The organism is Streptomyces sp. NPDC005863, assembly GCF_042871345.1.
In the GTDB taxonomy this organism is placed as follows: Bacteria; Actinomycetota; Actinomycetes; order Streptomycetales; family Streptomycetaceae; genus Streptomyces.
This window is the reverse complement of record NZ_JBIAII010000007.1, coordinates 397,319-417,951: the sequence shown is the minus strand read 5'-3', so window position 1 is coordinate 417,951 and position 20,633 is coordinate 397,319. Positions and strand designations below refer to the sequence as shown.

The window sequence follows — 20,633 nt, the reverse complement described above, 5'->3', positions numbered from 1 at the left end:
TGCGCGGGGTCAGACCAAATCCGTGCCGCCCCAATCCGTGCCGGCCCAATCCGTCCCGGCGACGGCCGGCACGACCCGAGGCGTCAGCCTTCGACGGCCATCGCCGACACCTCCTGCTCGCTCACCGCCCCCGCGAAGGCGTGCACATCGTCCACCGCGCCGGTCAGGAACTCGCCCCAGCCGTCCGCCACCGGGGCCCGCCCGGCCTGCAGCCCGCCCGTGGCCCGCCACATGTGGTGGAACGGCGCCCGCGCCCGCACCGAGCCGTCGACGTACAGCAGCACCTCGTCGGCCCCGTCGTCGTACACCACCGCCAGATGCTGCGGCACCCCGCGCCGCGCCCCGTCGGCCCTCAGCGTGGTCGTCTCCGCACCCGCCCGGTCCTCGTGAGCCAGGGTCAGCTCCCATGCCCGGCGCTCCGGTGTGTACCGCAGGGTGGCGAGGCCGGTGTTCTCGCCCGGCAGCGAGAGGAGCGTCATGGTGCGGTTCTCCGCGGCCGGGTCGATCCGCACGTGCGCCGCCAGCGAGAAGCTGTCGTCCGTGGCCACGGCCGGGCCGTCGGTCGCCGCGAAATCGCCGGCACCGTCGAGGACCAGCTCGCCCTCGCCCACGATGGGCGGGTTGCCGGGACCGCACTCCGGGTCCAGCGGGTCGCAGGCCTGGTCGTCGTGGCGGATCAGGGCGTCACCGCCCAGTCTCATCGGCTGCCCGCCGCCTTGCTCGGGACTGGTTCTCCCGGCCGCCTCGTCGAACCGCCAGTGCCCCGTGCGCACGGCCTCGCGCCCGGCGAGCTTCGCGGCTTCCTCCGGGACGACGACCCTGCTCCACTCCCGTACGTCGGCGATCCGGCCGTCCCAGTTCGCCCCCTGCCCGGCCGCTCCCAGGGCCCGGCCCACCTGGGCGGCGCCGCTTCCCGCGGGTGCCGGGGCATCCTCCACCGAGTCGACGCGACGGCCGTTCACATACAGTGCCGCCGTCTTCGCCCCGGCGTCGTACACACCGGTCAGGTGCGCCCACTCCCCGCTCTCCGGGGTACCGCCCTTCGCCCGCACGACCGTGCCGCCCGGCCCGCCGAGCGCGAAGGACCACGCCCCGTCGCCGTCGGTCCCCAGGCGATAGGCGGCCGTGCCCGTGCCGTCCTGACTCACCGCGGCCATGGCCCGGTCCGCCTCGTCGGGCCGCACCCAGGCGCTCACCGAGAAGGCCTTGCCGGTGTCCACCGCCGGGGCGCCCGACGACAGATACGCGCCGGCCGAACCGTCAAGGTCCGTCGCGCGATCCACCGCCGTACGAGCCGGACCCTCGGCGCCGAAGGTGACGCCGCCACCCGCCGCCGCGGGCCTGCCGCCCGCTTCGGCGGACGCCTCGGTGGACCCCGCGGGATCGGCCAGCTTCCAGTGCGCGACCGGCTTGCTGCCCTCGTCCACGCGGAACCGGTACGTCGCCTCCTCGCTCCGGTTCCCGGCACGGTCCACGGCCTCGACCGTGACCGACGTCGTACCCGACCTTTCGGGCAGCCGGCTGAACCTGACCGGACCACCGAGCCGTTCGGGCACGACGGTTTCCGGTGTGTCCCCCATGAAGGTGTAGACGTACTTCGCCGTGTCCGGCGACGCGGAGGCGGCCTCGAACGTGCCCCGTACGCCCACCCCGTCGTGCCACTTGCCGTCGTCCGGGTATTGGGCCGACGACACCGTGGGCCGCGCCGGTCTCTCCTTGTCCACGACGAACGCGCAGCCACCCGTGGCCCCGTCGGAACTCCACGGCCCCCACGCCGTGCCGTCGAAGGCCCGCACCCGCCAGCTCACCTCGGTCGCCGCCGGCACGTCCTCGGGGGCGGTCCAGGTGACGGGACGGTCGATGTACGAAGGTCCGGTCCGGCCCGACCGCACCTGACGCTCCCCCGCCGCGTCCTGCCAGGAGACCTCGAACTCCGCCGTCAGCCGCGCCCTGGACGGCGGCGGCACCGGATCCGGGTCGCGCAGCGTCGCGCTCAGGACCGGCGCACGCCGTACGTACGCCCGGTCCGCGCCGGACGCGCACGGGGCGTCGCCGGTCCGCAGATCGGCCCGCGCCGGCTGGTCCGGCGGGCGGTTCTCCACCGCCGCGGCCAGCCATGGCGTGGCGACGACCGCCGACGAGCCGAGCACGACGGCTAACGCACAGCGCGCGAAGGCATGACGCATCACAGATTCCCCTCCCTGTCGGCCCGGCTCCCCACCGGGCCCCCACTCCGATCAAGTCCGAAGGTAACAGCGGGTACTGACATCGGCACAGGCATCGCCGGACGGCGCACCCCGCACACGCCGAAGGGCCCGCACGACGTGTGTGTCGTGCGGGCCCTTCGGGTGGATCAGTTCAGCGGCGCGGGGCTCGCTCAGCCGTTGCGCTTCCAGCGCGGCTTGTCGTCGCGGCGGCCGAAGGAGCCGGTGCCGGTGCCGGAGCGGTCACGGTCGCGGTTGAACGACGGGCGGTCATGGCCGCCGGAGCGGGCGCCGCCCGCGGGGCGGTCGTCGCGGCGGTCACGGTTGAACGGACGGTCGCTGCCGCGGTGGCCGCCGGCGGGGCGGTCGTCGCGACGGAAGCTGCTGCCGCCGCGGTTGTCGTCCCGGCGGAAGCCGCCACCGCGGTTGTCGTCACGACGGTCACGGTTGAAGCCGCCACCACGGTTGTCGTCACGGCGCTCGAAGGGGCGGCCGCCACGGTCGTCGCGACGCTCGCGGTTGAAACCGCCGCCACGGTTGTCGTCACGACGCTCGCGGTTGAAGCCGCCACCACGGTTGTCGTCACGGCGCTCGAAGGAACGGCCACCGCCACGGTTGTCGTCGCGACGCTCGAAGGAGCGGCCGCCACGGTCGTCACGGCGGTCGTCGCGGCGGTCACGGTTGAAGCCGCCGCCACCACGGTTGTCGTCCCGACGGTCACGGCTGAAGCCGCCACCGCGGTTGTCGCCGCGACGGTCACGCTCGTAGTTGCCGCGCTCGTCGCGCTGCGGACGGCGGTTCTCGTACGAGGAGGAACGCTCGGCGGCGGGGGCCGGCTGCTCCGGCACCGACGCGGCGGCGGCCTCGACGACCGCCTCGGCGGCGGCAGCGGCCTCGGCGACCGCGGCCTCCGGGTCGTCACCGCGCTCGCGGGCGGCACGCGCGGTGAGGCGGTCAGCCTCCTCGCGCAGCTCGGCGGCGCGGCGCTGCGCGCGCTCCAGCTCCTTGGTGAGGTCCTTGACCTCACGCTCGGCCTGGGTCGCGGCGTTGCCCGCGGAGTCGGCCTGCACCTCGGTCATGGAGCGGGCGCCGGTGATCTCGGCGACCTCCGGGTCGAAGGTGCCGCCGCCGTTGATGATGTGGCGGCCGGCGTCGACGCCCGCGTCCTCCATGAGGCGGAAGATCTGGCGGCGCTGGTGCGGAAGCGACAGGGAGACGACCGTGCCGCTGCGGCCCGCGCGAGCCGTACGGCCCGAGCGGTGCAGGTAGTCCTTGTGGTCGCCGGCCGGGTCCACGTTCAGGACCAGGTCGATGCCGTCGACGTGGATGCCGCGGGCGGCGACGTCGGTGGCGACGAGGGCGTTGACGTAGCCCTTCTTGAAGTCCTCGAGAACGCGCGTACGAGCGCCCTGCGTCATGCCGCCGTGCAGCGCGTCGGCCTTCACACCGGAGTCGCAGAGCTGCTCGGCGATGCGGTCGGCGCCCAGCTGGGTGCGGACGAAGATGATCGTGCGGCCCTTGCGGGCGGCGATGGCGGCCGTGACCGGCGCCTTGTCGCGCGGCTTCACGATCAGGATGTGGTGCGACATGGTCGTGACGTTGCCCTGGGCGCTGTCGACCTCGTGCGTCACCGGGTTGGTCAGGTAGCGCTTGACCAGCGTGGAGATCTCGTTCTCCATCGTGGCCGAGAACAGCATGCGCTGGCCGCCGCCGGGAATCTGGTCGAGCAGCTCGGTGACCTCGGGCAGGAAGCCCAGGTCCGACATCTGGTCGGCCTCGTCGAGGACAGCGATCTGGGTGTTCTCCAGCGAGCAGGCGCCGCGGTTGAGCAGGTCGCGCAGCCGGCCCGGGGTGGCGACGAGGACGTCGACGCCGCGCTCCAGGGCGTAGATCTGGTTGCCCATCGACGTACCGCCGCAGACGACCTTCATCTTCAGGCCGAGCACGTCGCCGTACGGCTGGAGGGCGTCCGCGACCTGCATCGCGAGCTCACGCGTCGGCGTGAGGATGACGCCGCGGGGCTTCTTCTTCTCGGTGCGGCCGTCGGAGGCCAGCGTCGCCAGCATCGGCAGACCGAAGGAGAGGGTCTTGCCGGAGCCGGTGCGGCCGCGGCCGAGGATGTCCTTGCCGGCCAGGGCGTCCGGGATGGTCGCGGCCTGGATCGGGAAGGGGGTGGTCACGCCGTTCTGCGCGAGCTTGCGGACGATGCCCTCGGGCAGACCGAGGTCGCCGAAGGTGGTCTCGGGCTCGGCGTCGGCGTCGGCCGGGGCGGCCTCGGCGTCGGCGGTGACCTCGGCGTCGTCCTGCGCCTCGACGGCCGGGGACTCGGCGGCCGGGGCCTCTACGGTCTCGGCGGCCTGAGCGACCTCTACGGTCTCGACGGTCGCGGGAGCCTCGACGGCCTCGACGACCGCAACGGCCTCGACGATCTCGTTCTCGGGCAGGACGGCGTTGTCAGAACTGGAAATGGACATGCGAAATGCGAAACCTTCCGGAGTCTCGGCACGCGCCCGTCAACTCCGTGATTTCGCAATGGACCGCCTCTATGCGGTCAGCCACGGCAAGGGAGAGTACGCGCCACGCGGCGCTCTTCTGTGTCGGCGCCGGGCAAATGGGATCAAACGATCTACCACCATACGCACCCCCCACCCCAGATGGCAAACCGCCCCCTTTTCGGGGGCCGGAAACCTGGAACTACCTGGGCCCCGCGACCCGGGACTACCTGGGCCCCAACCCGGAACTACCTGGGCCCCGCCTCGGGCGACGGCTCACGCCCCACGATCTCCGCGTTCCGCCGCTGCAGCTGGGCGTCCTGCCCCCCGGACCCCTCGTGCGCCGAGGAGGACGGCTCGGGGGTGGTCGGGTCCGGCGTCGGGGTCGGGGTCGGCTTCGGCGGATCGGGCGCCGGGGTCGTCCGGGTCGGGGTCGGGCGCGGCCGGGTGGGCGTGGGCTTGCCCGGTCTGCCGGGCTGCGGAGGCTTCGCGGAGGCCGTGCCGGAGGTCGCCGTGGACTTGGCACCGCCCTGCTCGGACTCGCCCCCGCCGGCCGCGCCCCCCTTCCCGCGCCCCTTGCCCTTGCCCTTGCCCTTCCCCTTGCCCTTCCCGTCGCCCTTCGCGCCGTCCTTGCCGAGCTCGCCCCCGCCCTCGACGTCACCGCCTTGCGTCACGGGGCCGCCGTCGGGCGCGGCCGCACCGCCGCGGTGGCCGGCGGACCGGCCGGGGCCCGGGGCGTGCCCGTCGTCACTGACGCTCATGCAGCCCGCGGTCGCCGCCACGGCCACCGCGACCGCGGCCCAACGGACGGGAACGTAGAACTGGCGCACGGCCGAGCACCTCCTGAGGCGCTGAGAATCGAGACGCCCTGCCCAACTCCCGCGGCCCGCAAGAGGACACGGACGGCAACCCGCCCGAGGCCCGCCGCGGGGCCCGCACATCAGGGCGGACGCACGCACGCCCGGACCCCTGCCGGCGCTGCCCCCGCCCGGCACCGGCCCCACCCGTCTCACCCGACCCGGGCCACCCAGCCGCCACGCCCCATGACCCACGACCCACGACCCACGACCCACGACCCATGAGCCATGAGCCATGAGCCATGAGCCAACCGTCGCGCCCCGCCCGGCTCACCCGTACCCGAGCGCGTGCAGCCGCGCGTCGTCGATCCCGAAGTGGTGCGCCACCTCGTGCACCACCGTGATCTCCGTCTCGGCGACGGCCTCCTCGCGCGAGCCGCACATCCGCAGCGTCGGGCCGCGGTAGACGGTGATGCGGTCCGGCAGCACGCCCGCGTACCACTCGCCCCGGTCGGTCAGCGGAGTCCCCTCGTAGAGCCCGAGCAGCTCGGGGTCGTCGGAGGGCGGCTCGTCCTCGACGAAGACGGCGACGTTGTCCATAAGGCGCGTCAATTCCGGCGGAATCCGGTCGAGCGCCTCGCCGACCAGTTCCTCGAACTCCTCGCGCGTCATCTCCAGCACTCCCCCATTGTCGGCCACGACGCCGCCGCCGTCCCGGCATACCTGACGCGCCAATTGGGCATACGGGACCAATGGCCCGCGACTTCACGGTCGTCCCCCGGGGCGTGCGCAGGGCGGGCGCCGCCCTCGCAGGCCACTACCGCGCTCGCCGCGCCCACCCCACCAGCGAGCTGACCAGCCCCCCGCACCCCTACGCACGCGCCCTCGGCCTGCTCGTGGTCGTCGTCCTCGGCGCCTGGCTCGGCCTCCTCATCGTCGGCAGCGTCCGCGCCCCGGTCGGCCCGATGGACACCCGCATGACCCTGCGTCCGTCCGTGTCCGGCGGCACGAAGATCAACGTCTCGCCGCTCGGCGCCCTGGAACTCCGCTCGCACGTCGCCCCGCTCCGGCTGGACGTCGACGTGGACCGCCTCGACCCGGTACGCGCGCAGGCCCTGGTCGACCACCCCGAGCGCCTCTCCGGCCTGCAGGAGGAGGTCGCGGACGACGTCGGCCACGGCACGCTCGACCTCGCCGTGCGCTCCTGCGTCGCCGTCGTCTCCGGCGCGACCGCGCTGGGCCTCGCCGTCTACCGCCGCCCGCGCCGCGCCCTCGCCGCCGGCGGCCTGGCCCTCACCCTGCTCGCGGCGTCCGGCACGGTCGCGTACGCCACCTGGAACCCCAAGTCCGTCCTCGAACCGAAGTTCTCCGGCCTGCTCAGCAGCGCCCCCTCGGTCGTCGGTAACGCCCGCAGCATCGTCAGCGAATTCGACGTCTACCAGCAGGAGTTGGCGCGCCTTGTGACCAACGTGACCAAGCTGTACGACGCGACGTCCACGCTCCCCGCGTACCGGCCGGACCCCACCACGATGCGGGTCCTGCACGTCTCCGACATCCACTTGAACCCGGCCAGCTGGAAGATCATCTCTTCCCTCGTCGAGCAGTACGAGATCGACGTCATCGTCGACTCGGGCGACACCATGGACCACGGCTCGGCCACCGAGAACGGCTTCCTCGACCCGATCGAGGACCTCGGCGCGCCCTACGTGTGGGTGCGCGGCAACCACGACTCGCGGACCACCCAGCGCTATCTGGAGCACCTGAAGAACGTGCACGTACTGGACGACGGCAAGGCCGTGTCGATCGCAGGACTGCGCCTCGCGGGCATCGGCGACCCGCAGTACACCCCCGACCGTTCGGTACGGGCCGAGGGCGACGCGGTCGAACACATGGCGGGGATACGACTGGCCTCCGCACTCCGCGCCGAGCGGGCGGCCGGGACCCCGGTCGACGTGGCGATCGCGCACAACCCCACGGCGGCGCGGGAGACGGACGGCGAGGTGCCGCTCGCCCTCGCGGGCCACGTGCACCACCGGGACATGGACGTCCTGGACGGCGGCACGCGGCTGCGCGTGGAGGGGTCGACGGGCGGCAGCGGCCTTCGCGCGGTGGAGGGGAAGTACCCCGACCCGGTGCAGGCGTCCGTGCTCTACCTGGACCGTACGAGCAAGCGGCTGCAGGCCTGGGACGAGATCGAACTGGGCGGGCTCGGCCTGACGAAGGCGGAGGTCAGCCGCCATCTCCCCCGGGAGAACCGCCCCGGGGCGCCCACCTCGTCGACGCCCTCCACCCCCTCCCGGTAAACCGTTTTGGCGATAGCTCCCCGCATCCCATATGCTTCTCACGTCCCCGACGCGCTGCAAGGCGCACACGGCGGGCCTCTTAGCCCTCATCGTCTAGTGGCCCAGGACGCCGCCCTTTCAAGGCGGTAGCACGGGTTCGAATCCCGTTGGGGGCACGCAACACTTGTGCGAGACTAGTGCTCGCACATTGCTTGGTCCTGTGGAGCAGTTTGGAGTGCTCGCCACCCTGTCAAGGTGGAGGCCGCGGGTTCAAATCCCGTCAGGACCGCTTGCGATTCCTCGCGGATCGCGTGGCTGGGTAGCTCAGTTGGTACGAGCGATCGCCTGAAAAGCGATAGGTCGCCGGTTCGATCCCGGCCCCAGCCACCTCTTCCAGAAGCCCCGCCGATCCCGGCGGGGCTTCTGCGTTTTCCCCCCGGCACGACGCCACCCGGAGCGCCCCTCTTGGGGGCCCACAGGGGTGGGGGCGGCTCTTCCCTCTGCCTCTCTCCTGCCTGGCTTCCCCTGCGGGCCCAAACAGTCCCGCCGCTCCGCGGCGGATGTATCCCACCCACCCACCCGTTTGCCCCGCGACGCAGGGCGGGAGTAGGGGCGGGTGGGAGGGGGCTCTTGCGACGTGTGGGGCTGGGGGGAGCGGGTGGGGGCTCCTCGGCGTGCGGTTGAGGGGAAGGCGGGTGGGTGGGGGCTGCCCGCGACGTGCGGGTGGGCGGCAGACGGGGGCTCCTCGACATGCGGCTGAGGGGAGGGCGGGTGGGTGGGCCCCCCGCGACACGCGGTCGACGGGTGGCGGCACCCGCGATGTGGGGCTGTCTCGTGGCGTGCAGGGGGGTGAACTGCCTGGGGCTTGGGTAGTCGCCCCCGCCGGGCCGCACCCGCGTACGAGACGGGAGGGGACGTGGGGGTATGTGCGCACGGAGCACCGAGCCAGCCATAGCCCCGCCATTCGTCAGGCGTGGCGAACAGTGGATAGCGAGTACGCACATACCCCCGCGGCCCCGCACCCACAGACGAGCAAGAGGCGCAGACGCCAGTCCGAGGCGCCCCGCGCCCCACCACGGACCGAAAGCGCAGCCGCCTACGCCCCCGCATGGGCCGGCGCACTCACCCGCCCCCCCGGGTGCCTGTGGCGCCAGACCCAGAAGACCGTGCTGGACAGCAGCGCCCAGCCCGCCAGCACCAAGAACGGGAACGCATGCTGGTGGCCGCCGAAGTACACCGCCGTGTGCTGCGCGTTCACCGACGCCCCCGGCGGCAACCACTGCCCGATGTGCCCCAGCACCGACGGCAGCAACGGCCACGACACCGCGCCGCCCGACGACGGGTTCCCGAGGAGCACCATCAGCCCCCACGTCGGAATCATCGCCCACCGCCCGAACAACGTGTTGAACATCGTGAAGACCATCCCCGACGTGAACATCGTCAGCGCGAGGATCAGCCACGACTCCACGAACGGCAGATCCAGCGCCCCCAGCCACCAGTCCACCACCGCCGCGATGACGAACGCGCCGAGCAGCGCGTACAGCACCGTGAACCCGATCCGCTCCGCCGGATTCAGCCCGCGCGCGTGCACGCTCAGCTGGATCGCCCCGACGAAGCCGATGATCACGGCCGCCAGCGAGATGTAGAAGATCGCGAGCCCGCGCGGGTCCCCCTCCTGCAGCGGATTCACGTCCTTCACCGCCACCGTGACCCCGACCTTCTCCCCCACCTTCGGCGCGGTCTCGGCCAGCACCTGCGCCACGGACGCGCCGGACGCCCCCGACACGTCCAGCATCACCTTGCCGGAAGCCTTGCCGGACGACTTGTCGGACGACTCCTCCGGCCCCCTCGGCACGTCCAGGATCGCGAAGACCTTCTGCTCCTCCATGTCCTCGCGCGCCGCCGCCCGGCTCCCGTACCGCCGCACCTCCAGCGACGCGTTCAGCGCCTTCTCCATGCCCTCGAGGAACGCCTTGCCGCGCGCCGAGTCCGACGAGTTCACCACCGCGGTGGGGATGTGGTGGGGGGTCGGCTTCGCCATGGAGTACGTGTACGAGCCCGCGAAGAGCCCCGCCGCGGCCGCAAGGATGAACACCAGCACGGTCGCGGGCAGGAACGGCCCCTGCTTGAACGCGTCCCACCGTTCGCTCCGGGTGGGAACCCGTCCATGGGCGCCATGCGGCGCACCGGCACCCTGCGCTCCGGCACCCTGCGCTCCGCCCGCCTCGTGCTGTTGCTGCTCCGGCTCATGATCAGGCATACGAATACGCTAAACCACACAAAACCATCCGACCCACTGTCGGACCCACCCAGATCACTCACCGGCCGACGAAACGGGCCCCACCCCTCTCCTCCGCCGCAGCCACCCCCGCGCCGCCAGCCCCACCCCCACCAGCACCACGACCCCGACCAGCAGCACGGCATCCGGCACCGCACGGCCCACGCCGCCGGCCCACTGCTCCACGGCGAACGAGTCGTCCACGTCCAGCAGTCCCGGCAGCGCCGTCGTCCCGTCGTAGGCCAGGAACAGCGCCCCGAGGCCGACGAAGAACAGGCCGGACAGCAGCGACGTCGTATGCAGCTCGACCCGGCCGAGCCGCTCGCCGAACCGCCCCGACCGCCCGCCGAGCCGGACCGTCCGCCCCCGCAGCCACCCGCGCCGCCCCAGGTCGAACCGCTCCCAGAGCAGCGCGAGCAGGAAGAGCGGCACGGCCATGCCCAGCGCGTACACGGCGAGCAAGAGCCCCCCGTAGACCGGGCTTCCGCTCACCGCGGCCACCGTCAGGACGCTGCCGAGGATCGGCCCCGCGCAGAAACCGGCGAGCCCGTACACCGCCCCCAGCGCGTACACCGAGAAGGCCGTCGTCGGACGGATCCGGCCCGAGAGCTCCGCCATCTTGCGCGAGGCGAACCCCATGCCGAGGATCTGCAGCACCCCGAGCCCGATGATCAGCCACCCGGCGACGAGCACCAGCTGGTCGCGGTGGCCGAAGAAGAACCGCCCGGCGTAGGACCCGGCGGCGCCGAGCGGTACCAGCGTGGTCGCGAGCCCGGCGTAGAAGATGCCGGTCCGCGCGACGAGGCGCGAGGCGGAGTCGATCGAGTAGGCGAAGAAGGCCGGCAGGAGCAGGGCGCTGCACGGACTGACGAGGGCGAGCAGACCGCCCAGGAACGCGGCGAAGTACCCGACATCGGCGGTCACTCCGAACCACCCTCGCCCTGGCCCGCGCCCTGACCCTCGCCCTGGCCCTGGCCCCCGCCCTGGCCCGCACCCTTCCCCGACCGCTTCGACTTCGCGGCGCGCGCCGCCGTCTCGATCGCCTGGTGGAAGACCTGGTCCGGCTGCGCGCCCGAGATCGGCCGGCCGTTGACCAGGAAAGAGGGCGTCGACGCGGCGCCGAGCCCGTACGCCTCCTCCTGGTCCTTGCGCACCGCGTCCCCCGCCGCGTCGCTCCCCGCGTCCGCGACGAACCGGTCGACGTCCTTGACCCCGGCCTCCTTCGCGAGCTCCTTCAGACGGTCGTCGCCGAACCCCTTCTCCTTGGAGCCCTCGGCGTACGCCGCCTCGTGGAACTGCCAGAAGCGGCCCTGGCGCCCCGCCGCCCACGCGCCGCGCGCGGCGCGTTCGGAGTCCTTGCCGAAGATCGGGAAGTTGCGCCATTCGATGCGCAGGGTGCCGTCGTCCACGTACTTCTGCACGAGGCCCGGCTCGGTGTCGCGGGCGAACTTCCCGCAGAAGCCGCACTTGAAGTCGGCGTACTCGACCATCACGACGGGCGCGTCCGCGCGGCCGCGCGCGAGCGGGTCCTTGGCGTCGCGCCGGGCGAGCTTCTCCAGCTCGGGGTAGACGCCCTCCTGCGAGCCGGCCTCGGGGGAGGCGCCGGCGGCCTCCTCCCGCACGGTGTGGTTGCCGGAGTCCTCCGGCTTGGTCGCCGTGTACGAGGCGACGCCGAGCAGCAGCGCGGCCACGGCGACGCCCGCGCCGATGGCGACGTTCCTGCTCTTCTTGCTCTTGGTGTCGTTCTTGGGCATCAGAGCGATCTCTCTTGTCCTGTTGTACTTGTACGTCGATGAAGGGGCCCCTGGGGTCAGGGGCCTCCTACACGCGCAGGACCGAGAGATCGATCGGGGAGGGCGGGTCGAGGGCGGGCGGCGCGCGGCCGGGCGCCATCGACAGGACGGGCCGGCCGACTCCGCACGCGCCGGTCGCGGCGTGCGCGTCGTACAGCGCGGGCAGCAGCTCCTGCGGCGCACCGATCCGAGCCGGCGTCCCCGGCACGTGGTCCGCGTCCTGCGGACTCCCCTTGCCGCAGCCGGGGGCAGGCACGCCGGACACCCCGGGCACCCCGGCCGTCACTCCCGCCGCTCCCGCCGCCACCGGAGCCGACGAGGACGCTGTCGCCGAAGACGCCGACGCCGGCACCGACGCCGAAGCCGAAGCGGACCCCCCGCCTCCGCAGAACACCCCGAGCACGAGCACGACGAGCAGCACCCCCAGCAGAGGGGGGCACGACGCACGCGCACGGGACAGCATGCGCGAAATCGTACGTGCCGGGGCGTCCCGCCGGAGAAATCGGTTCGCCAGCCTCCGGCCGCGGGTGAGATCCTGGACCCCGTATGTCTACGCAGCCCGCCCTCACCCTCGACGCCCTCGCCTCCCGTCTGTCCGAGCTCTCGCTGCGCGACGAGCACCGGATCGGCCGGCGGCTGGAGGGTGCACGCCGGATCCGCAAGCCCGAGGCCCGCGCCGCCGTCCTCGCCGAGATCGCGGCGGACGTGGAGAAGGCCGGTGCGCGGATGGCCGAGCGCGGCTCACGGCTGCCCGCGATCACGTATCCGGAGCAGCTGCCGGTCAGCCAGAAGAAGGACGACATCGCCGACGCGATCCGCGACCACCAGGTCGTGATCGTCGCGGGCGAGACCGGCTCGGGCAAGACCACGCAGATCCCCAAGATCTGCATGGAGCTCGGCCGGGGCGTGCGCGGCATGATCGGGCACACCCAGCCCCGCCGCATCGCGGCCCGCACGGTCGCCGAGCGCGTCGCCGAGGAGCTGGACACCCCGCTGGGCGAGGCCGTCGGCTGGAAGGTCCGCTTCACCGACCAGGTCGGCGCGGACACGTACGTGAAGCTGATGACGGACGGCATCCTGCTGGCCGAGATCCAGACCGACCGCGAGCTGCGCGCGTACGACACGATCATCATCGACGAGGCCCACGAGCGGTCCCTCAACATCGACTTCCTGCTCGGCTATCTCGCCCAGCTGCTGCCGAAGCGGCCGGACCTGAAGGTGGTGATCACCTCCGCGACCATCGATCCGGAGCGGTTCTCGCGGCACTTCGGGGACGCGCCGATCGTCGAGGTCAGCGGGCGTACGTTCCCCGTCGAGGTGCGCTACCGCCCGCTCCTTGAGGACGATTCCGAGGACTCCGACCGCGACCAGATCACCGCGATCACGGACGCCGTCGAGGAGCTCCAGGCCGAGGGCGAGGGCGACATCCTCGTCTTCCTCTCCGGGGAGCGCGAGATCCGCGACACGGCGGACGCGCTGAACAAGAAGAACTTTACCCGCGGCGGAGCCGCCCATGGACAGGGCACCGAGGTCCTGCCGCTCTACGCCCGGCTCTCGCACGCCGAGCAGCACCGCGTCTTCCAGCAGCACACGGGCCGCAGGATCGTTCTCGCGACCAACGTCGCCGAGACCTCCCTGACGGTCCCCGGCATCAAGTACGTGATCGACCCGGGCACCGCCCGCATCTCCCGCTACAGCCACCGCACGAAGGTGCAGCGGCTGCCCATCGAGGCGATCAGCCAGGCCAGCGCCAACCAGCGCAAGGGCCGCTGCGGGCGTACGTCGGACGGCATCTGCATCCGGCTCTACAGCGAGGACGACTTCCTCGCGCAGCCGGAGTTCACCGACGCGGAGATCCTCCGTACGAACCTCGCCTCCGTCATCCTCCAGATGACCGCGGCCGGCCTCGGCGACATCGAGAAGTTCCCCTTCATCGACCCGCCGGACCACCGCAACATCCGCGACGGCGTCCAACTCCTCCAGGAACTGGGCGCGTTGGACCCCGCCCAGAAGGACCCGAAGAAACGGCTCACCGAACAGGGCCGCAAGCTCAGCCAGCTGCCCGTCGACCCCCGGCTCGCCCGGATGGTCCTTGAGGCCGACAAGAACGGCTGTGTGCGCGAGGTCATGGTGATCGCGGCCGCGCTCTCCATCCAGGACCCGCGCGAGCGCCCGGCGGAGAAGCAGGCGCAGGCCGACCAGCAGCACGCCCGCTTCAAGGACGAGACGAGCGACTTCCTCGCCTTCCTCAACCTGTGGCGGTACGTGCGGGAGCAACAGAAGGAGCGCGGCTCCTCCTCCTTCCGGCGTATGTGCAAGGCGGAGTACCTGAACTTCCTGCGGATCCGCGAGTGGCAGGACATCTACACGCAGCTGCGCACGGTCGCCAAGCAGATGGGCATACACCTCAACGAGGACGACGCCCCCGAGCAGCACGTCCACATCTCCCTCCTCGCCGGCCTGCTCTCCCACATCGGGATGAAGGACGTGAAGGAGTCGAAGGAGAGCAAGGAGAAGGACCCCAAGCAGCGGGGCGGCGGGCGGAACGAATACATCGGCGCCCGTAACGCCAAGTTCGCGGTCTTCCCCGGTTCGGCGCTCTTCAAGAAGCCGCCGCGGTTCATCATGTCGGCCGAGCTGGTGGAGACCTCCCGCCTGTGGGCGCGGGTCAACGCGCGCATCGAGCCGGAGTGGGTCGAGCCGCTCGCCCAGCACCTGGTGAAGCGCACGTACAGCGAGCCGCACTGGGAGAAGGACCAGGCGGCGGTCATGGCGGTCGAGAAGGTCACGCTGTACGGCGTGCCGATCGTCACCGACCGCAAGGTGAACTACGGCCGGATCGACCCCGAGGTCTCCCGCGACCTGTTCATCCGCAACGCGCTGGTCGAGGGCGACTGGCGCACGCACCACAAGTTCTTCGCCGCCAACCGCAGGCTCCTCACCGAGGTCGAGGAGCTGGAGCACCGGGCGCGCCGCCGCGACATCCTCGTCGACGACGAGACCCTCTTCGACTTCTACGACCAGCGGGTCCCCGCGGACGTCGTCTCGGGCGCCCACTTCGACTCCTGGTGGAAGAAGCGGCAGCGCGAAGAGCCCGAACTGCTCGACTTCGAGCGGTCGATGCTCATCAACGAGAAGGCGCAGGGCGTCTCCAAGGCGGACTATCCCGACGCGTGGCGCCAGGGGCAGCTCACGTTCCGGGTGACGTACCAGTTCGAGCCGGGCGCGGACGCGGACGGCGTGACGGTCCACATCCCGCTGCAGGTCCTGAACCAGGTCACCGACGAGGGCTTCGACTGGCAGATCCCGGGGCTGCGCGAGGACGTGGTCATCGAGCTGATCCGCTCCCTGCCGAAGCCGATCCGCCGCAACTACGTGCCGGCGCCGAACTTCGCGAAGACGTTCCTGGAGCGTGCGGTGCCGTTGCAGGAGCCGCTGCACGTGACGCTGGCGCGCGAGCTGCAGCGGATGGTCGGGGTTCCCGTCGCGCCGGACGACTTCGACCTGACGCGCGTACCGGACCATTTGAAGATCACGTTCCGGATCACCGACGAGCGGCGCAAGAAGCTCGCCGAGGACAAGGACCTGGAAGCCCTGAAGGTCCGCCTGAAGCCGAAGGCCCGCCAGGCGCTCTCGCAGGCGGCCGCGGCGACGGCGGAGCGGTCGGGCGGCGCGGCGGTCGAGCGGTCCGGCCTCACGGACTGGACGATCGGCACGCTCTCGCGCGTCTTCGAGACGCGCCGCGCGGGCCAGCCGGTGAAGGCCTACCCCGCGCTGGTGGACGACGGCGACACCGTCTCCGTACGGCTCTTCGACACCGAGGCGGAGCAGCTCCAGGCGATGTGGCGGGGCACCCGCCGCCTCATCCTGCGCAACATCCCCGTCAATCCAGCCAAGTTCGCCTCGGACAAGCTCAGCAACCAGCAGAAGCTCGCCCTGTCGGCGAACCCGCACGGCTCCATGCAGGCCCTCTTCGACGACTGCGCGATGGCCGCGGCGGACCAGCTGATCGCGGACTTCGGCGGGCCCGTCTGGGACGAGGAGTCGTACCGCAAGCTCTTCGACAAGGTGCGCGCGGAGATCGTCGACACGACGGTGCGGGCGGTCGGGCAGGTGCAGCAGGTCCTCGCCGCCTGGCAGGCGTGCGAGCGCCGTCTGAAGTCGGCGAAGAGCCCGGCGCTGCTCGCCAACCTCGCGGATGTGCGGGAGCAGTTGAACTCGCTCATCAAGCCGGGCTTCGTGACGGAGACGGGGCTGCGGCGGCTGGCCGACCTGATGCGGTACATGGTGGCGGCGGACCGGCGTCTGCAGCAGATGCCGGCCAACGTCCAGCGGGACACCGCGCGCATGGAGAAGGTCCGCGAGATGCGCGACGAGTACCTGTGGCTGCTCGAACAGATGCCGCAGGGGCGGCCCGTCCCGCAGGAGGTCCTGGACATCCGCTGGATGATCGAGGAGCTCCGGGTCAGCTACTTCGCGCACGCGCTGGGCACGGCGTACCCCGTCTCCGACAAGCGCATCGTGAAGGCGATCGACGCGGCGGTGCCGTAACCGGCCGAGCGCACACGGTGAGTTCGACCGCCGGGCCTGCACTGCTGTAGAGTCCTGTCTCGCAGCGCAACGCACCAACAAGCGCCGCGAGCAAGGTCCTGTGGAGCAGTTTGGAGTGCTCGCCACCCTGTCAAGGTGGAGGCCGCGGGTTCAAATCCCGTCAGGACCGCAGCAAAAGAAGGGCCGCACCTCTCGAGGTTGCGGCCCTTCTTCATGCCCGGCGGAGGCCGCGCCCGCGGCGGAGCCGCCAACAGACACAGCAAATCCCGTCAGGACCGCAGTAGTAAGCAAGGGCCGCAACCCCCGGGGTTGCGGCCCTTCTTCGTGTTCCGGCGCCCACATCCCGCCCCCCGCCCCCGGCGCGATGTCGTGCCCGCAACCTTGACTGCGTCACATTCCACCGGTACCCCGGAACAGGGAGCCGGCGGGAGGCTCCCCTGGAGGTGACGCATGTCCGCTTCTCCGGCCCCCTCGCCGTCCGCGCGGCACGAGACACGTGCCCTGCTGCGCGCACACCTCGCCGCGGCCACCAGCTACCGCCACGTGACCCGGCACTGCCCGATCTGCCATCGACTGCTCAGACTCGCCCTGGAGCCCTCACAGCCCTCTCAGCCCTCTCAGCCCGCCCAGGGCGAACGGGAGGCCCCCGAGGGCGCCTTCGTCGCGGAGCGCGCCGGCGGCGGCGCACCGGGCGAGGACGAAAGTCCCCCCAACCCATGACCAAAGCCGACCCGCGACCCGCCCATGCGGTGGCAGGCTGAGAGCCGAGGGCCCTTCTCCACGGCCACGATCCCTCTAGCGCAGGGGTGTCGTGCGCAACAAGCACCACGACGTGTGACGGGTGTCACCGAACAAGTTTTGGGAACCCCGGAACTTACACCCTCCCTACAACAAGCCAATTTAATATGTGCAATTGCACCACCCCCCGGACTGCGCCCCCGCTCCCCCGCAAGGACCTCCCGGACTCCGACAGGAGCGCACACGGACCCGCTCACCAGCGCGTCCTCGGCGCACAAAAAAGATCGCGCTGGACCCGGCGGAGTCCAGCGCGATCGAACGACTCACCCATGTGTCTCGGGCGTGGCTCCCGTTGGGGCGGGACCCGCGTCGCGTACAGCCATATGTCGGACGTACGGCCAGGTTGGGGGACCTGGCAGTAGTGGTGCTCTTCGCCCGGGTTGTGCGAGTTACTGCTGCTTACGCGGTACTTCAGGCCTCGCTGCGCTGCTGCGGAATACCCGCGAGCAGTGCGCGGACCTCAGCCTCGCGGTAACGGCGGTGTCCGCCGAGCGTGCGGATCGACGTGAGCTTGCCAGCCTTCGCCCAGCGCGTGACCGTCTTGGGGTCGACGCGGAACATCGTGGCGACCTCAGCCGGGGTCAGCAGCGGCTCGGCATCAGGGGTGCGAGCGGTCATGAGCGGCCTCCTCGGGAGAACCGAACCTTCTCGGTTCATTCCTCTAAATTCTGCACCTTGACCCGCGTTGCCCGAAATGGCGGACGCGAGTCGAGTCGGTTATAGGACGAACGGCTTGTCCTCGGCACTACAACTACACCATCCGTCCAGCCGCGTCGGCCAAACCGATGGAATTGCCCTCCCAGGTGTTCATCACCGACGGAAGCCGATGGACCATGCCATAGCGGACAGTCACGCCACAGTGACGATCAGTCACAGAGCGATCAGGAGTCAACAGACCCCCCATAGAGTGCAATGCTGAGCATTCCGCCCGTACTTGGGCGGAAGGAGCCCTCCCCGGACTCCTTGTCCTATTTTGGCACGAGGAGGGGTGATGGGCGCAAGGGCCCACTAAAGTGCGGTCCGTCACGCTTGAGATAAAAGCCCGGATCGGGACCTACGTCCCGAGGCCGCCGCGGACCGCGGGGCTCAGTTCGCGAACTGCAGGTCCCGGACCGCCCGCCACCGCTCCACGAGCCTCGCATACGCCTCGCCGGCCGCCGCGCCGTCACCGTCGCGCAGCGCCTCGATCCCCTCGGCCACGTCCGCCGCCGAGTGGTCCTCGTCCAGTTCCTCGGCGGACACCGCGTGCACGAGCCCGCCGTAGTCGAGCTCGACCAGGGAGCGCGGGTGGAACTCCTCCAGCCACCGGCCGACGTCCAGCAGCCCGTCGATGAGCGGCCCCTCGTCCAGCGCCTCGCGCAGCACCTTCAGGCCCCGGGCGACCCGGCGCCGGGCCTGCACCATCGGGGTGCGGTAGCGCAGCAGCGGCGGAGCGCCGTCCGAACCGTCCGCTCCGCCTGCTCCGTCCGCTCCGTCCGCACCGTCCTTCTCCCCCTCCTCGTACCTCCGCTCCTCGTCGTCGACGAGGACGAACCAGTGCAGCGGCACCTGCCAGGTCGAGGTGCGGATCCAGGGGCGCGCGTCGGGGTTGCGGGCGAGCCACTGCTCGTAGTCCGCGGTCGTCTGCCGGCGCAGGACCGGTGGGAGCACCGCGTCCAGGACCGGCGCGGGCAGCTGCCCGGCCAGCTCCCCCATGGCCTGCCAGCCGCGCAGCCGGGTCCGCCACGGACAGACGCACAGCACCCCGTCGACCTCGGCGACGAAGGCCTCGCCGCTCTCGTGCACCGGCACCGGAACCGGCGGCGTGGGCAGCAAGTCGGCGAGCGAACGGCGCAGTTCGTCCTGGCAGGTGGGCAGGTCGGGGCGGCGGGCGTAGCGCGCCCAGTGGCCGCGCTCCGGCTCGGGGAAGGCGGCCAGCGGCTCGTACACACGCAGGTAGGCCGCGTACGGGACGGTCACCGATGACACCTTGGGCACGGCTGCTCTCTCCCCCACGTACCAGCTGGAAAACACTGCACAGATTGCCACGACCGGGCGTACCCGGGAGAGGGGTGATCCTCGGCACCGGTCAAACACGGTGGACAGCCCTGAGGGCCTGTCCGGCGGGTCTTGTCGCGGGCGCGGGGCCTGGCACGCCGATCTGCGGCGTTGTCGTCGGTTGTCAACGCTCCGCGTTGCCGCCCTCCTCCGCCTTGCATCTCGACGCACCAGACCCCGCTCACCAGCACCGAAACGGTCAGGCCGACCGGATGCGACCTGACCCGCCGGACAGGCCCTAGTCTCATGCCCAACGGGCCCCCGCCACCCGTACGGGAGCCCGGCCATCCGCCGCCATTCGACCGGGAGTCACCACAGTGACCGAAGCAGACAACGGCGTCCTGCACACCCTGTTCCACTCGGAGCAGGGAGGCCACGAGCAAGTCGTGCTCTGCCAGGACCGTGCCAGCGGCCTCAAGGCCGTCATCGCCATCCACAGCACCGCCCTGGGCCCCGCCCTCGGCGGCACCCGCTTCTATCCGTACGCGACCGAGGAAGAGGCCGTCGCCGACGTCCTGAACCTCTCGCGCGGGATGTCGTACAAGAACGCCATGGCCGGCCTCGACCACGGCGGCGGCAAGGCCGTGATCATCGGGGACCCGTTCCGGATCAAGAGCGAGGAGCTGCTGCTCGCCTTCGGCCGGTGCGTCGCCTCGCTCGGCGGCCGGTACGTGACGGCCTGCGACGTCGGCACCTATGTCGCGGACATGGACGTGGTGGCCCGCGAGTGCCGCTGGACCACCGGGCGCTCGCCCGAGAACGGCGGCGCGGGCGACTCCTCCGTGCTCACCGCCTACGGCGTCTTCCAGGGCATGCGGGCCAGCGCCCAGCACCTGTGGGGCGACCCGACGCTGCGCGGCCGCAAGGTCGGGATCGCGGGGGTCGGCAAGGTCGGCCACCACCTCGTGGAGCACCTCTTGGCGGACGGCGCCGAGGTCGTGATCACCGATGTCCGCGAGGAGTCGGTGGCCCGGATCGTCCACAAGCACCCGTCGGTGACGGCGGTCGCCGACACCGAGGCGCTGATCCGCACCGAGGGCCTGGACATCTACGCGCCCTGCGCGCTCGGCGGCGCCCTGGACGACGACTCGGTGCCGGTGCTCACCGCGAAGGTGGTGTGCGGCGCGGCCAACAACCAGCTCGCGCACCCGGGCGTGGAGAAGGACCTCGCCGACCGGGCGATCCTCTACGCGCCGGACTACGTGGTGAACGCGGGCGGCGTGATCCAGGTCGCCGACGAGCTGCACGGGTTCGACTTCGACCGCTGCAAGGCCAAGGCGTCGAAGATCTTCGACACCACGCTTGCCATATTCGCTCGCGCAAAGGAAGACGGCATTCCGCCGGCCGCCGCGGCCGACAGGATCGCCGAACAGCGGATGGCGGACGCGCGCCGATAAGAGC

At 71.6% G+C, this 20,633-nt stretch carries 14 protein-coding genes and 4 tRNA genes; 8 read left to right on the top strand and 10 right to left on the bottom strand.

Features of this window, described 5'->3' with window-relative positions; genetic code table 11:
- Positions 1–83 precede the first annotated feature (83 nt).
- From ACFYO9_RS25700 to ACFYO9_RS25685, 4 genes are all read right to left on the bottom strand, one after another.
- On the bottom strand, positions 84–2,186 hold the full coding sequence (locus ACFYO9_RS25700; RefSeq protein WP_358778854.1) for a LamG domain-containing protein: 2,103 nt from the start codon (positions 2,184–2,186) through the stop codon (positions 84–86).
- A gap of 191 nt (positions 2,187–2,377) precedes the next feature.
- Positions 2,378–4,678: a DEAD/DEAH box helicase gene (locus ACFYO9_RS25695; protein WP_358778855.1), complete on the bottom strand. Its 2,301-nt coding sequence runs from the start codon at positions 4,676–4,678 to the stop codon at positions 2,378–2,380.
- Between the two features lie 266 nt (positions 4,679–4,944).
- Positions 4,945–5,526 carry a hypothetical protein gene (locus ACFYO9_RS25690; protein ID WP_358778856.1) on the bottom strand — a complete coding sequence of 194 codons (582 nt, stop codon included), beginning with the start codon at positions 5,524–5,526 and terminating at the stop codon, positions 4,945–4,947.
- A 297-nt stretch (positions 5,527–5,823) separates the two neighbouring features.
- Positions 5,824–6,174, bottom strand: coding sequence for a metallopeptidase family protein (locus ACFYO9_RS25685; RefSeq protein WP_355814710.1), 351 nt, complete (start codon positions 6,172–6,174; stop codon positions 5,824–5,826).
- Positions 6,175–6,245: 71 nt separating this feature from the next.
- Here ACFYO9_RS25685 and ACFYO9_RS25680 point away from each other — a divergent pair, with 71 nt between their 5' ends.
- From ACFYO9_RS25680 to ACFYO9_RS25665, 4 genes are all read left to right on the top strand, one after another.
- Entirely contained in the window at positions 6,246–7,796 is a 1,551-nt protein-coding gene (locus ACFYO9_RS25680) for a metallophosphoesterase (protein WP_358778857.1), read from the top strand.
- An 82-nt stretch (positions 7,797–7,878) separates the two neighbouring features.
- Positions 7,879–7,951, top strand: a tRNA-Glu gene (locus tag ACFYO9_RS25675).
- Between the two features lie 38 nt (positions 7,952–7,989).
- A tRNA-Asp gene (locus ACFYO9_RS25670) sits at positions 7,990–8,064 on the top strand.
- Between the two features lie 24 nt (positions 8,065–8,088).
- A tRNA-Phe gene (locus ACFYO9_RS25665) sits at positions 8,089–8,162 on the top strand.
- A 709-nt stretch (positions 8,163–8,871) separates the two neighbouring features.
- Here the strand turns inward: ACFYO9_RS25665 and ACFYO9_RS25660 are convergent.
- The 4 genes from ACFYO9_RS25660 to ACFYO9_RS25645 all read right to left on the bottom strand — a co-directional run bounded on the left by ACFYO9_RS25660 (position 8,872) and on the right by ACFYO9_RS25645 (position 12,309).
- Positions 8,872–10,035 (bottom strand): ABC transporter permease, encoded by a 1,164-nt coding sequence (locus tag ACFYO9_RS25660; protein WP_358779196.1) that lies wholly within the window; start codon positions 10,033–10,035, stop codon positions 8,872–8,874.
- A gap of 54 nt (positions 10,036–10,089) precedes the next feature.
- Positions 10,090–10,977, bottom strand: coding sequence for a cytochrome c biogenesis CcdA family protein (locus ACFYO9_RS25655; protein ID WP_358779195.1), 888 nt, complete (start codon positions 10,975–10,977; stop codon positions 10,090–10,092).
- Positions 10,974–11,807, bottom strand: a complete 834-nt coding sequence (locus tag ACFYO9_RS25650; RefSeq protein WP_358779194.1) for a thioredoxin domain-containing protein — start codon at positions 11,805–11,807, stop codon at positions 10,974–10,976. The genes ACFYO9_RS25655 and ACFYO9_RS25650 overlap by 4 nt, the downstream gene beginning before the upstream one ends.
- A 67-nt stretch (positions 11,808–11,874) precedes the next feature.
- Entirely contained in the window at positions 11,875–12,309 is a 435-nt protein-coding gene (locus ACFYO9_RS25645; RefSeq protein ID WP_358779193.1) for a hypothetical protein, read from the bottom strand.
- 83 nt (positions 12,310–12,392) lie between these two features.
- Between ACFYO9_RS25645 and hrpA the strand changes: the two genes are divergently transcribed.
- From hrpA to ACFYO9_RS25630, 3 genes are all read left to right on the top strand, one after another.
- Positions 12,393–16,397, top strand: coding sequence for an ATP-dependent RNA helicase HrpA (hrpA, locus tag ACFYO9_RS25640; RefSeq protein WP_358779192.1), 4,005 nt, complete (start codon positions 12,393–12,395; stop codon positions 16,395–16,397).
- A 94-nt stretch (positions 16,398–16,491) separates the two neighbouring features.
- A tRNA-Asp gene (locus ACFYO9_RS25635) sits at positions 16,492–16,566 on the top strand.
- A gap of 281 nt (positions 16,567–16,847) precedes the next feature.
- On the top strand, positions 16,848–17,117 hold the full coding sequence (locus ACFYO9_RS25630) for a DUF6274 family protein (protein ID WP_355814691.1): 270 nt from the start codon (positions 16,848–16,850) through the stop codon (positions 17,115–17,117).
- A 489-nt stretch (positions 17,118–17,606) separates the two neighbouring features.
- Here the strand turns inward: ACFYO9_RS25630 and bldC are convergent, their stop codons facing one another.
- Both bldC and ACFYO9_RS25620 read right to left on the bottom strand, forming a co-directional pair.
- Positions 17,607–17,813 (bottom strand): developmental transcriptional regulator BldC, encoded by a 207-nt coding sequence (gene bldC / locus ACFYO9_RS25625; protein ID WP_003949541.1) that lies wholly within the window; start codon positions 17,811–17,813, stop codon positions 17,607–17,609.
- A gap of 468 nt (positions 17,814–18,281) precedes the next feature.
- The gene (locus ACFYO9_RS25620) at positions 18,282–19,172 is read right to left on the bottom strand and encodes a hypothetical protein (protein ID WP_358779191.1); all 891 of its coding nucleotides are present in this window, start codon (positions 19,170–19,172) and stop codon (positions 18,282–18,284) included.
- Between the two features lie 377 nt (positions 19,173–19,549).
- Here ACFYO9_RS25620 and ACFYO9_RS25615 point away from each other — a divergent pair, with 377 nt between their 5' ends.
- Positions 19,550–20,629, top strand: a complete 1,080-nt coding sequence (locus ACFYO9_RS25615; RefSeq protein WP_358779190.1) for a Glu/Leu/Phe/Val dehydrogenase dimerization domain-containing protein — start codon at positions 19,550–19,552, stop codon at positions 20,627–20,629.
- The last annotated feature ends 4 nt before the right edge of the window (positions 20,630–20,633 follow it).

Excerpts from the sequence above, each read along its gene's own strand:
- ACFYO9_RS25700 (WP_358778854.1), bottom strand. The coding sequence starts at position 2,186 with ATGCGTCATGCCTTCGCGCGCTGTGCGTTAGCCGTCGTGCTCGGCTCG.
- ACFYO9_RS25695 (WP_358778855.1), bottom strand. The coding sequence starts at position 4,678 with ATGTCCATTTCCAGTTCTGACAACGCCGTCCTGCCCGAGAACGAGATC.
- ACFYO9_RS25680 (WP_358778857.1), top strand. The coding sequence starts at position 6,246 with ATGGCCCGCGACTTCACGGTCGTCCCCCGGGGCGTGCGCAGGGCGGGC.
- ACFYO9_RS25660 (WP_358779196.1), bottom strand. The coding sequence starts at position 10,035 with ATGCCTGATCATGAGCCGGAGCAGCAACAGCACGAGGCGGGCGGAGCG.
- ACFYO9_RS25650 (WP_358779194.1), bottom strand. The coding sequence starts at position 11,807 with ATGCCCAAGAACGACACCAAGAGCAAGAAGAGCAGGAACGTCGCCATC.
- ACFYO9_RS25645 (WP_358779193.1), bottom strand. The coding sequence starts at position 12,309 with ATGCTGTCCCGTGCGCGTGCGTCGTGCCCCCCTCTGCTGGGGGTGCTG.
- hrpA (WP_358779192.1), top strand. The coding sequence starts at position 12,393 with ATGTCTACGCAGCCCGCCCTCACCCTCGACGCCCTCGCCTCCCGTCTG.
- ACFYO9_RS25630 (WP_355814691.1), top strand. The coding sequence starts at position 16,848 with ATGTCCGCTTCTCCGGCCCCCTCGCCGTCCGCGCGGCACGAGACACGT.
- bldC (WP_003949541.1), bottom strand. The coding sequence starts at position 17,813 with ATGACCGCTCGCACCCCTGATGCCGAGCCGCTGCTGACCCCGGCTGAG.